At 36.3% G+C, this 11,681-nt stretch carries 17 protein-coding genes; all 17 read right to left on the bottom strand.

Annotation, left to right across the window (positions count from 1 at the left end):
* Positions 1 to 2,262: phage tail tape measure protein (locus ACOX6R_RS05345; protein WP_433448039.1), on the bottom strand; the 2,262-nt coding region annotated here is incomplete at its 3' end.
* 34 nt (positions 2,263 to 2,296) lie between these two features.
* Positions 2,297 to 2,458 (bottom strand): hypothetical protein, encoded by a 162-nt coding sequence (locus tag ACOX6R_RS05340; RefSeq protein ID WP_433448037.1) that lies wholly within the window; start codon positions 2,456 to 2,458, stop codon positions 2,297 to 2,299.
* Positions 2,459 to 2,472: 14 nt separating this feature from the next.
* The gene (locus ACOX6R_RS05335) at positions 2,473 to 2,907 is read right to left on the bottom strand and encodes a hypothetical protein (RefSeq protein ID WP_433448034.1); all 435 of its coding nucleotides are present in this window, start codon (positions 2,905 to 2,907) and stop codon (positions 2,473 to 2,475) included.
* A 10-nt stretch (positions 2,908 to 2,917) separates the two neighbouring features.
* Positions 2,918 to 3,487 (bottom strand): major tail protein, encoded by a 570-nt coding sequence (locus ACOX6R_RS05330; protein ID WP_433448032.1) that lies wholly within the window; start codon positions 3,485 to 3,487, stop codon positions 2,918 to 2,920.
* Positions 3,488 to 3,501: 14 nt separating this feature from the next.
* Entirely contained in the window at positions 3,502 to 3,810 is a 309-nt protein-coding gene (locus ACOX6R_RS05325) for a hypothetical protein (protein ID WP_433448031.1), read from the bottom strand.
* On the bottom strand, positions 3,803 to 4,168 hold the full coding sequence (locus ACOX6R_RS05320) for an HK97 gp10 family phage protein (protein WP_433448029.1): 366 nt from the start codon (positions 4,166 to 4,168) through the stop codon (positions 3,803 to 3,805). The genes ACOX6R_RS05325 and ACOX6R_RS05320 overlap by 8 nt, the downstream gene beginning before the upstream one ends.
* Positions 4,161 to 4,487: a phage head closure protein gene (locus tag ACOX6R_RS05315; RefSeq protein ID WP_433448027.1), complete on the bottom strand. Its 327-nt coding sequence runs from the start codon at positions 4,485 to 4,487 to the stop codon at positions 4,161 to 4,163. The genes ACOX6R_RS05320 and ACOX6R_RS05315 overlap by 8 nt, the downstream gene beginning before the upstream one ends.
* On the bottom strand, positions 4,453 to 4,758 hold the full coding sequence (locus ACOX6R_RS05310) for a phage head-tail connector protein (RefSeq protein ID WP_433448025.1): 306 nt from the start codon (positions 4,756 to 4,758) through the stop codon (positions 4,453 to 4,455). Before ACOX6R_RS05310 ends, ACOX6R_RS05315 begins: the two co-directional genes overlap by 35 nt.
* A gap of 3 nt (positions 4,759 to 4,761) precedes the next feature.
* Positions 4,762 to 4,938: a hypothetical protein gene (locus tag ACOX6R_RS05305; RefSeq protein WP_433448024.1), complete on the bottom strand. Its 177-nt coding sequence runs from the start codon at positions 4,936 to 4,938 to the stop codon at positions 4,762 to 4,764.
* Positions 4,939 to 4,943: 5 nt separating this feature from the next.
* Positions 4,944 to 6,149, bottom strand: a complete 1,206-nt coding sequence (locus ACOX6R_RS05300) for a phage major capsid protein (RefSeq protein ID WP_433448022.1) — start codon at positions 6,147 to 6,149, stop codon at positions 4,944 to 4,946.
* On the bottom strand, positions 6,146 to 6,787 hold the full coding sequence (locus tag ACOX6R_RS05295) for a head maturation protease, ClpP-related (protein WP_433448020.1): 642 nt from the start codon (positions 6,785 to 6,787) through the stop codon (positions 6,146 to 6,148). Before ACOX6R_RS05295 ends, ACOX6R_RS05300 begins: the two co-directional genes overlap by 4 nt.
* On the bottom strand, positions 6,771 to 7,949 hold the full coding sequence (locus ACOX6R_RS05290) for a phage portal protein (RefSeq protein ID WP_433448018.1): 1,179 nt from the start codon (positions 7,947 to 7,949) through the stop codon (positions 6,771 to 6,773). The genes ACOX6R_RS05295 and ACOX6R_RS05290 overlap by 17 nt, the downstream gene beginning before the upstream one ends.
* A 12-nt stretch (positions 7,950 to 7,961) precedes the next feature.
* Positions 7,962 to 9,632: a terminase large subunit gene (locus tag ACOX6R_RS05285; RefSeq protein WP_433448015.1), complete on the bottom strand. Its 1,671-nt coding sequence runs from the start codon at positions 9,630 to 9,632 to the stop codon at positions 7,962 to 7,964.
* A complete protein-coding gene (locus ACOX6R_RS05280; RefSeq protein WP_433448013.1) occupies positions 9,622 to 9,969 on the bottom strand; it encodes a hypothetical protein in 348 nt (115 codons plus the stop codon). Before ACOX6R_RS05280 ends, ACOX6R_RS05285 begins: the two co-directional genes overlap by 11 nt.
* A gap of 154 nt (positions 9,970 to 10,123) precedes the next feature.
* Positions 10,124 to 10,432 carry an HNH endonuclease gene (locus ACOX6R_RS05275; RefSeq protein WP_433448011.1) on the bottom strand — a complete coding sequence of 103 codons (309 nt, stop codon included), beginning with the start codon at positions 10,430 to 10,432 and terminating at the stop codon, positions 10,124 to 10,126.
* 148 nt (positions 10,433 to 10,580) lie between these two features.
* Entirely contained in the window at positions 10,581 to 10,988 is a 408-nt protein-coding gene (locus tag ACOX6R_RS05270) for a sigma factor-like helix-turn-helix DNA-binding protein (protein ID WP_433448009.1), read from the bottom strand.
* A gap of 157 nt (positions 10,989 to 11,145) precedes the next feature.
* Positions 11,146 to 11,496 carry a VRR-NUC domain-containing protein gene (locus tag ACOX6R_RS05265; RefSeq protein ID WP_433448007.1) on the bottom strand — a complete coding sequence of 117 codons (351 nt, stop codon included), beginning with the start codon at positions 11,494 to 11,496 and terminating at the stop codon, positions 11,146 to 11,148.
* Positions 11,497 to 11,681 lie beyond the last annotated feature (185 nt).

Raw genomic sequence — 11,681 nt, 5'->3', positions numbered from 1 at the left:
GATTACACCTTTTATTGAGTTCCAGACTTCTGTGGACTTGGATTTTACCGCTTCCCAAGCCTTAACTATTACGTCTTTGACTGCGTTAAATATCTCACTCGCTTTGGCTTTAAAGGATTCCCAAATCGGGAGTATTGCTCCTTTTATATTTTCCCAAGCACTCAAAGTTACTTGTTTGACAGATTCCCAAACCGTAGTAAAGACTGCAGTTAAAGCTGCCCATATTGTTTCAGCTGTCGCTATAAATACTTCCCAAGCTAATATTAAAGGAGTTGAAATTGCTAGCCATGCTACATTAAATATTTCTTTTATTGCTTCCCAAACAAATTGAAATATTACAGCCAATCCATTAAATATCTCAGTTGCTACTTGTGTAATACTAGTCCACGTTTCAAACAACCATTCTTTTATGCTAGTCCATACCTCTAGAGTTTTTTCTTTTATTAAATCCCAGTTCTGATAAATAGCGACAGTTAAGCCAGCTATCACAGCAGCAAGCACCGCTACTCCAGCAACTGGTATTCCTAAAGAAGCAGATATTGAAAGCATTGCTCCTTTTATAACTCCACTTACCGCTATTAAACCAGCCTTTAATAATCCACCAGCTTTAGAAACTCCTGTAAATATTTTTGCTAATCCTGCTACCGCAGGCCCACTTGCTTCTGCTCCATTAGCAACAACACCAATTGCCTCTGCAATTCCACCAAAAACCCCTATTACTTTTCCAGCTCCACCAATAATAGATCCTAAAATAACGAGCACTGGCCCAAGCGCTGCAACAAATAACCCAAACTTAACTATATTTTCTTTAGTTTGGTCGCTCAGTCCGTTAAATTTATTTACAAGTTCAGTTATTTTTTCTGCCAGATCCCTTATCATTGGTGCTAGGACTTCTCCAAGTGAGATTCCTGCTTCTTCTGCTGCTGATTGTAATGTTTTTAAAGAGCCCGATAAATTATCGTTCATAGTTTTAGCCATTTGTTCTGCAGCACCATCTGCATTATAAACTGCATCAGATAATGCATTGTATTCATCTTGACTAGCATTTAATACAGCTAACATCCCTGACATTGCTTGTTGTCCAAATAAAGCACTCGCCGCTTGTGCTTTTTGAGTATCACTAAGGCCACTAAAAGCAGCCCTCAAAATTCTGATTGTTTTATCTAAAGACAATCCCTGTAAATCCGAAGCCCTTAATCCAATCAAAGCCAGTCCTTTTTCAACTTCTTTTGTTGGCGCCGCGAGCCTTGTAAATGCTGCTCGCATTGCAGTACCAGCTTGGCCAGCTTTAATACCACTATTGGCCATAAGGCCAGTCACTACAGCAACATCTTCAACACTATAACCAAGTGCACCAGCCAGTGGAGCTACATATTTAAATGTTTCCCCCATCATTTCTACATTCGTATTAGCTGATGATGAAGCAACAGCCATAACATCGGCCAGTCTTCCTGCATCTTCTGCTTTCATTCCAAATCCAGAAAGTGAATCTGTTACTATATCAGCAGTTCTTCCTAAATCAGTACCAGAAGCGGCAGCTAAATTTAATAAACCAGGCATAGCAGAAGTCATTTGGTTTACGTCCCAGCCCGCCATAGCAAGATACTTCATTCCATCAGCAGCTTCTTTTGCACTAAAAGTTGTTGTAGCTCCGAGTTCCCTCGCAGTCGCGGATAATGTCTCCATATCTTGAGCTGTCGCTCCTGATATTGCCTGTACCTCTGACATTGCCGCATCAAAATCCATTGCAAGTTTGGTTGCATATCCTCCAAGCGCAGTTAAAGGAGCTGTTATTTTTGTAGACATTCCTTTACCAATGTCTGTTACCTTATCTCCTATTCCTTGTAATTTAGTACCAAATTCTTGCATTTTTTGACCAGCTTGTGACCAACTCGAATTTAAAGTATTAAGTTGCCTCTCAAAAGATTTCAGCTGATTTTCAGTTTTCATTATTTCGCGTGTCAATGCATCATATTCATCTTGACCTAATTCGCCACGTTCCAAAGCTTGCTTAGCTTGTTCTTGAGCTGTTTTAAGAGTTTTAAGTTTTTCGGAGGTGTTTTCTATAGCTTTACTCAAGGCCCTTTGCTGTTGCGCCATAAGTTCTGTAGACTTATCAGGATTAAACTTCATTGATTTTTTTATTTCTTTAAGTTCTTTGTTTAATTCTCTTGATGTTTTATTTACTCCATTTAAAGCTTTATCTAATTTAGAGGTATCTCCACCTATTTCAATGGTTATACCCTTAATATTTCCTGCCATTTTTCACCTCCATTATCAAAATTAAAAAAGGCAATCAGAAATTATTAAAATCTTCTTGCCTTGCCTTTCTTACACCATTTTCTTTTTTTGTTTCAGTATGAATATTGTTGTATTCTATGCAATAGTCAACTACTTGCCCAACAGTCATCTTTTCAAAATCTGATAAATTTAATCCTCTTGATATTGCACCAGTCATTATAAGCTCAATATCTACTGGTTCGTCATTATCGTCTTCAGTTTTGCTTCCATTGTCTTTAATTTTTTTTTAGAAATCAAAGAAGGTAAAAGTATTTCTGATAATTCTTGCATTACATCAATTATTGGGAACTCATTAAATTTAGCAAACCATTTTATTGGCTCATCTATATCTGGATTTGCTGATTTAGCAAGTGCCCAACATAAGTTAAGCATATCAACCATTTCAAGACTATATACACTTTCTAATAAAGTTCCAATATCAGATGGCATTATTCCATCATCTTCTGATCTCATTAATAGTTCGTCTGCTCCTTTTAATGCTTCTGATATTAACGGCATCAAAATTGTTAAAATATCGTGGCCAAATTGTTTTTTGTAAATTATTGGAAAAGCTGCATTTGCCGAAAATTTAACTTCTTGACCGTCTATTGTTATTGTTTTTTCCATATAGTTCTCCTTATACGGTTTCAGTTGCTTCTGTTACTACATAAGGCTTATCAAAAAATGTGTCATAGCCTTCAGATCCTTCAGCAAGCTTTGCCTTTACTATTTTTGTATCGGTTGCTGGAATTGCTTTAAGTGATATTTTATCAGTAGTTGGATCTGTCTTATCTTCCTTAGTTTGCCCCTCAACTGATGGTCTTGAACTTGTTACATGATAGAAGATATGTCTCGTCTTATTTTTATCTCCATCAAATTCAAAGGCCATTGCATAAGGCACAGATTTTGCGTCAGCTTTTTCAACAATTGCTCCGTTTTTGTCCTTGATATTTCCAAGAATTTTAACCTCAAAATCTTCTGGAATAAGTGCAATTTCGAGGTCTCCAGAATATCCGTTATTAGAAAACTGTGACCAGTAAATTACATCATCAGCATAAAATTCGTTAGAGTCACCTTCTGCATCTAGTGATAAACTTACTGCTCCCGGTACTTTTATAACTTCTCCAAAAACGACTCCGTCTTCTTTATCATCAGTTATTGGAAAAACGTGTACGTTTTTTAACCCAAACTTTACTTTATTTGTCATAATATTCTCCTTTCTTAGATATAGTAAGGAATGAGAAAGACTTTTTCTGTATCTATATAGACATCTTGCCCTTTCTCCCAAACTATTTCTTCATCGTCTAATAAATTTTCTAATTTTTCTTCTAACTCTATGTCTTTACTTCGTACGTAAAGTTCTATATTCCAATGGGCCTCTTTGCTATAAACTCTGTCATCCGCTTTAAAGTTATTGGAACCAGCTCCATAATAAACAATAAAAGGTACTTCTCCAGGTTCTGGATTTACAAAGTAGCCGACTGGCTTACCCAAAGGTTTTAATAATTTCACAGGATTGATTTTATCCATTTTCAATCCCCCTTTTGATTTCATCTTCTAAATCTTTCATGGCTTTTTGCTCGACTGCCGCAATATGCGGCTTTGCTGCAACTCTTCCGCCATTAACTTTAGCGTGTCCAAATTCTAGTAAGTGAGTTAAGTTGGCATACTTTTTATTGTAGATTGTGTAGGATCTACTTCTAGTGGCCATCTTAGACTCTTCTTTGCCCCATCCGCCCGCATATTTCCCAGTTTTCTTAGGACTTGATGACTTAAGTTCTTTGACTGCATCATCTGCAACTTTCTGTGCTGCACTTTCTAAAACTTCATTTGCGACTTCTATTTGTTCTTCCAGAGCTTTTTCAATTTCTGCAGATAAGTCAATCATTTCCTACCTTCCTTTCACAGACCACCTCTAGTCTGTCCAGTGTTTTTTGGTAGGTTCTTATGATTGAGTATTCAACATCATCAAAAATAATTAAATCTGCATTATCAAATTCTTTTTCATAAATTTCAAAGACTACACTTGGTTTTAGTCCTTGATTCGATGCTCTGTAAAACTCGGCACTTGTTACAGACATTCTGTCAGCAAAAACTATCCATGACACTTCAGATGTTAAAGGATTGCCCCAGTCGTCTATGCCATCTTTTATTGTTTTTTTAAGTATAATATTAACTGGTTTTTTCATGAGGCAATTCATCTCCATACTTCTCGCTTAATGCAAGGTGAGTCTTTAAAGAGTTGTAACATTCTATAAGTCCAACTCTATCTGGATTTTCACTTCCAAAGTGTGCCTTTACATAGATTCCAACTGCACGCTTAACTAGTTCATCATCAGTCTTTTTTACACCACTTATTTCTAAATCTAAAAGACAAGCTTCTATCAAGTTTTCGATTTCTTCATCAAAAGCCGTCGTAGTCGCTTGTCTTAATAGTAGTTTGCAATATTTTAAAAGTTCAGGTGTCACTTTAATCACCCTTTACTCCTTGGTATTTTCTGCCTTTTCTTTAATAACTTTCTTTGGATTATCATCAATAACAACCCCTGCTTCAAGATATTTTTTAAGGTTCTTATTTTTTGGATCTATTTCTTTGTGGATATCATAAAAGACACCAGTTCCGGTGTCTTGAAATCCACTTATTACTTTATAAGCCATTTATCTTAAACCCCTTTTACAATGTATGCAAAAGCCTTTTCATCAACTACTCCACCGTCGTGTACTTCATATCCTACAAAATCTGTAGTCCTTGCTTTTGCGTGTTGTTCTGTTACGAGTTTCATAGGCTCTGATACATTTTCTTTATATCCTGCACCCATATTACCGATTAAGATTTCTCCGTCGCCCATAGCATCTTCTTCTACAACTGGGATTCCAAATATTCTGCCAACTCCGCCTGTTGTTACATCAGGGATGAATAGTGGTCTATTTTGGCCATCAACAAGATTTGCAAGTGTTCCCCAAACAGTTGCATTAGTTGCATATATTTTTGCTCCATTTACATAGCCAGATTTAATAACTCCCATAGCTTTAGTTAAGTCTGCATAAGTTAATCCAGAGGCTGCATAAGCTATTTTTTGTGGAGTACCTGATTCTTTCTCAATAGCAGTTACAACTCCTTGAGGATACTTAGCATCACCAGCACCTTTTACAAAAGCTTTTGCTTTAGCTGCGCCCATTCTCTCTCCAAGCTCACGTTGGATAAATGGTATAAAATCAGCAACTGCCATTGCTTGTAGTTTCCATGTTACTGTCACTGCCTTAGATAATTCTTTACCCCCAAGTACCAATTCACCAAAAGTGTTTTCTTCGTCAGCAGTTGCAGTTGCCTCATCGTAGTAGTCGGCATCTCCAGCAGGTATTGCAGTTCTCTTGGCATACTTTACAACACCTTTAATATTTGTTGGCATTACATCAGCTAGGATTGGATGTAGTTCTTTCATAGTATCGATTATTCCACCAACAACTGTTTCAGGTATTACAATTTCAGTATTTGTTGTGTTGTGAGTGTATACATTTTGTGGGTTCATTTGATTAAAGAGATTAATCTCTTCTTGAGTTAAGTCTCTTTGTAGTGCTACTTTTGAAAATACTTCTTCGTAGCTTACTGTATCTGTTACTTTGTTAATTTTTTCTACTGGATTTAAACCTCCTTCATTTACTGCTGCATTTTTAAAGTCAGCCACTTTACTATCATCATTTAGCGCATCAAGGTTTGCTTGTTCTTTTGACGCTGCTTCAAAATCTGCATCTAGTTTTTCAATTTCTTTTCTTTTGTTTGCTGCTTCTTCAAGTTTTCCGTCGTTGATAAAGCCTTGTGCTTCATCAAGCATTTTTGCTCTCATTTCTAAGTATTTTTTCTTATTCATAGTTTCTTCTCCTTTAGTTTTAATAAGTTAAGTTGTTCTTGCTCTTTTTCTTGCTTTAATTTATTTACAACAGCTTGTGGTATCAAGTAATCACTCGCCGCTACTAACTTAAATTGATTTTCCTCTTCTTGCCTTTGTAGGATTTCATCTACAAATCCATGTTCTAAGGCTTCATCTGGAGTAAACCAGGTTTCATAGTCCATAAGTTTTAAAATTTCCTCTTTAGACTTACCTGTCTTTAGCATGTAAGCATTGGCCATAGTGTCATTGGATTTTTTTAGTTGTTCGGCCGCATGTTCAAAGACTCTATAATCTCCTTGTCCCACGGCACTCACATTGTGTATCATGATTTGTGCTGTTGGACTTATTGCTACATGCGTACCAGCCATAGCAATTACAGATGCAGCACTTGCAGCGCGACCAGTGATTGTTACATTCACATTACCCCTATGCTTCATAAGCGCTGTGTATATTTCTGATGCGGGGTAGATATATCCTCCTGGAGAGTTAATTTCTATATCCACGTCTTGTCCATCTATAAGTTCTAAGTCTTTCGGACAAAAGGATTCTATTTCAAACCAGTCATAAATCCACTTATCATCGTTACTGATTATTGTCCCATTAATCTTTATTGGCATCTTCTTCACCTCCTTCAATTTCTGCTGTGTCTAATCTTCTGATGTACGCTTGACCAAGTCCATCTGGTATTGGCGCCATATTTAAAATTGCTCTTACCTCATCAGGGTTCATGATTCCTCTATCCACAAATTGGACTAGGTTTAATTTAGTCTGCATACTTGCAAAGTTTAAGTTTGAGGACTCAAAAATTATCTTATTTCCAGAGCCTCTTTCTCTTCGTGAAAATAATTTTCTTGTAAATTCATTGCTCATCTGCACAAGTACAGGTTCAATTTCTGCCTCGTAGTATGATATCCATTGGTCCTCGTTATAGCTTGACTGCACGATGTTTTCATTCGTATTAAAAAAACTGTAGATTCTATCCACAGTTCCCTTTGTTTGCGCAGAGTTTGGCACATAGTTCTTAGGTTCGACTTGCTGTGCATCAAATTTTGCATCTGTTGCTGCAGCACCACTAGTTTCTGAGTCTATGTTCAAAAAACTATTAACAAATTCCTTTGTCTGTCTTTTTATATCTTCCTCTCGCAAAATATTATTAAATTTTAAGAGCCACTTAATTATGTTACTGTTTTTAATTGCTTTAACTATTCCCTGGTCTGTAGTTGTCACTATCTCCATAAGTTGTGTTAAAGCTCTCGCTGGATTAGATCCAAATATGTCGCTGTCGTTAAAGTCTCGCCTTAAGTGGATTATGTCAGAGTATTTAAAAGTATAATACTTACCTTTGATTAAAAATCTTAAAAATAATTCTCCCTGTTGATTCTCTAATGCATTCACACTGTCTGAGTTGATTGGATAAATTGCATTGGCAAGTCCGTTAGTATCCCTTAAAATTAAAGCAAAAGCATTGTTGTTCAAAGCTAGTTGATTGGCCATTTTTTCTTGCAGCATCTGTCCAGACATGTAGGGATTAGGTTCTTCCAGCAAAAACCTTATATATGCCTCTGGATTTACTTGTGTAGTCACTTCGTCTTTTCTTATGTGCTTGGCCACTGCTTTTCCAATTGCTTGAGTCTTTGGTCTTATACACGACCTCACTATATCAGAGCTATAGAGATTACCGTTGTATGAGTAAAAACCTTCTCCATGTTCTGATATCATCTTATAGGCTGACACTGTTACTGTTTTATCTCTGTTAGTTAATCTATCTAAAATTCCCATGTTTCACCCCCCTTATATTAAGCTCATGTATTCATCGTAGTTTTCTTCAAGCGCTATTACTGCATCCATTAATGATGCAACGCCGTCAATTCTTCTTCTAGGATTTGATGTTTTAACTAGTGCAATGTTATCGTTAGTGTCAGTTTTGATTGCTGCATTAGACAAACACCACTTAGTTATTGGATTATTGTCATAATTTATTTTCTTAACTCTTAAGTCACTTTCAAGCCTCTTCATAGGATTACTAAAAGTTTTAGCTCCTTGTGCTACTGGTACCGGTACAGTCTTTCCAAAATATTGAATAAGTTCATCAACTAAGTAGGTTGCAGACCATCTGTCGTAACCGATTTTAAAGATATAGCAATCCATTTCGTTTTGTACTTCCAAAAACCACTTGGTTAAGTCCTTATAGTTGACTTTATTTGTTCCAGATCTTCGTAGCAGGCCTCGTTCTTCCCAAACATCGTAAGGGATTTTATCTTCTTGGCTTCGTATTTCTATCAAGTCCCCTGGCAACCAATACATTTGTTTTACATAAGTCTTTTCGTCATCTGGTAACTTAAAAACTATAGTTGCACAAGTAAGGTCAGTCGTTGCTGCAAGGTCAATTCCACCTACGCAGTAACGCGGTTTTAGTTTCGCTATATCAAAAGTATCTCGGTTATCCAACGTTTCAAAAGTAAGCCATGCTTCTGACGTTGTTTCTGGTATGTCAAAATCTTTTGTCAGTAAATTTTTGACTAACTTACTGTTAGCCTTTGCTTTATTGACTTTATCTCTTAACGCATCAGTCTTTTTAATTGTTCCAAGTCCTGGATTTGCTTGCATCCAAGTTGATTCGTCAGTCCAGGTCTTTCTGTCGTCGAGTTCATAAACTAAGTACAAACTTCGCTCATCCTTATAACCGTCCGGGTCAAAGTAACCGTTAATTGTTCTTTCTGCTTCGTCGTAAATGTCATCATAAACACTACCTCTTACAGTACCTGCAGTGGTTGTTATTAATATTAGTGGTTCATCTCTGGCACTTGTCCCGTCGACTATTACGTCATAAAGATTTTTATCAGTCCAAGCGTGGATTTCGTCCATAGTTGCTCCGTGGACATTAAGTCCGTCAAGTGTATCAGAGTCTCTTCCAACTGGTTTATAGATGCCGTCGTTTAAGTCACAAGTAAGTTCTGCGACAAGCGGTTTAATCCTCTTGCTTAAAGCTGGAGATTTCTTAACCATTCTCTTTGCTTCCAGCCAGATGATTTTAGCCTGATCCTTTTTGGTGGCCACAGAGTAAATTTCTGGCCCAGGTTCGCCGTCTGCAATAAAGAGATATAAGCCTTCTGCTGCAGATAGAGTTGATTTCCCATTCTTCCTGGCCACAATTAAAACTACTCTTTGATACTTACGTTCACCAGTTATCTTATGGACGATACCAAATGTCGCTGCCACCTTTGCTTTTTGCCACAGCTCAAGTATAAAAGGCTTACCGCCCATCTTACCTTTACTGTGCTTGCAAAATCTCTCTATAAAGGTTACCGCGTGATTTGCTTTAGCCTCATCATACTCCCACTCACTCTCCGGATCTTCTAAATAACTTATGATATACTCGTAAGTCTTATACACTTTCGTACATACAGACCTACGATTGTCATTCATCCACTGCCAGTAGTCGTATACCGGATTATTTTTCATTTAAAAAAGCCTCAAATCCGTCATCGACTTCTTTTTGTTGCTCTTTTGGCAGTAGATCCATGAGCTGTTTAATTATTGTGGAATATCTTTGCACCATTGTGTTGTACGACTTTAAAGCTGGATGTTCTCTTAGAATTGAGTACTCACCTTGTGGCATTTCATCGATTGGTCCATGTTCATCTATAAGTTCTTTAAGCTCTTTCAAGGTAGCTTTCATAAAAGCGACCTCTTCTATAAGATTTTTGGCAGTTAATCTTTTTACTCTGTCGATATCTTTGTATAAGTTTGTAAGTCGATTTATTTCTCTTTTTATTTCTTTATCTTTTTCCACCGTCATTTATTTCCACCTACCTTTGTCTATTTTTCAAGGGTGGGGGTTACGAAAAAACTACCTGTGCGTTTTTTGTATATGCCCCTCCCGGTCCCCGAGCCAAAATTCCAAAAAATTTTTTAGGGGGGACTAATTTTTTATTTTTTATTTTTTTAAAATTTTATTTTTGAAAAAGATTCCCCTCTTCATCAAAAAATAAATCATCATCAATGCTCTTGTGTTTTAAAAAAGTTTTAGTATTGTGACAGTCTAAGCAAAGATACTGAAGGTTATCATGATTAAGAGTAATATTTATATCGTTAATATTCTCTGGAGTAATCTCTATAATATGGTCAACTATGTATCCACGCTTAGACTTACAATGTTCACAAAGTCCACCGTCTATGCTTCTTCTATGTCCAATAAAAGAAGCACGACATCTCTGCCATGCTTTTGATTTATAAAAACTCTTTGCATAATCTTTTGCCACAGTATCAACTCCCATATGCAAAAGAGCCTACACTACTGTGTAAGCTCTTTGCCCGTTTATAATTATTTGTTAAGGAGGTGTATTGAAAAAATAGTATGTCTTAATCTGTAATTCCCTATTACCATAATACCACAAACCCAACTGCACTTTACTGCACTCTTTTTATAATTTCTAAAGCTTGACCATGTATTTTATATACGGCTCTCAAACTATAATTTAATCTGTGTGCTATCTCTTTCCACTCCATGCACTCAAGATATCTCATCTCAAGTACAACTCTTTCAATGCCAGCAACTTTAGATATTGCAGTACGTGCCTTACATTTTAATCTAAATAAATTTATGATATCTTTCTGCAGCGATGTTTCTAAATCGACAATCCTAAGAATAAGTTCTTCTTGCGGATTAGTTACTTTATTAGTCGGAGATACTTTATCATCTTTAAACCCAATAGCTTTAACACATAACTTTTGCTGATTGAGATTATCTAGTTGTCTTTGCTTGGATTGTATGAGTAAATCTAAAGTAATTATTCCTTTAAGTTCTTCCTTAGTCATCAGCATCTCCTACTCTTATCTCTTAGATAATCAAAGTATTCGCGTTCCTTGTCTCTTTCTTTATGTTCTTCTTCAAGTTTCTTTTTATAGTCTTTGTAATATTTACATTTACTATGACATCCAACCTCACGATACTCACAATGTTTGCACTCTGGTATTACTCCCATAGTGGTATCTCTAATATCTTAAAAGCATCTTCCACAGTCCTTGCAACTCCATAAAGTACTGGAAATCCATCTACCCATTTTGAAAATTCTTTCTGTTCCTTACTCAATCGTCCTTTTGCATTCTTGACCTCAATATAGAAAAACTTACCATCACTTTTTCTAAATCCCATAAGATCTGGAGTACCCGTGGGAAAAGTTCTTATCCATCTTGCACGCTTACCACTACCAACCTTAAAGACTCCAGTTGTAACATTGTAAACATGTGCATAAGACGCCAGTGCTGATCTAATTAAATCTTGTATTTCTTTTTCTGATTGCTCTTCGCCAAATAAATTTTTCATTGTCTCACCTCAATCTAATAAATCTTTAAAAGCTTCCATCTGTTTTCTCATAGCCATGTCTTCTAGCTCGTCTTCACTATATTCATCAGTAATCTGTTTAAAATTATTAAAAGCATTTTTTCTTTCACGCTTAATTCCTTCAAAGTCTTTATAATCATCATTAAAAACTTTATTTAAAAACTTTT

Origin of the sequence: Peptoniphilus sp. (assembly GCF_050943655.1) — a bacterium.
Classification (GTDB): Bacteria; Bacillota; Clostridia; order Tissierellales; family Peptoniphilaceae; genus Peptoniphilus_A.
The sequence above is the reverse complement of the archived record's forward strand: the minus strand, read 5'-3'. Positions and strand labels throughout refer to the sequence as shown.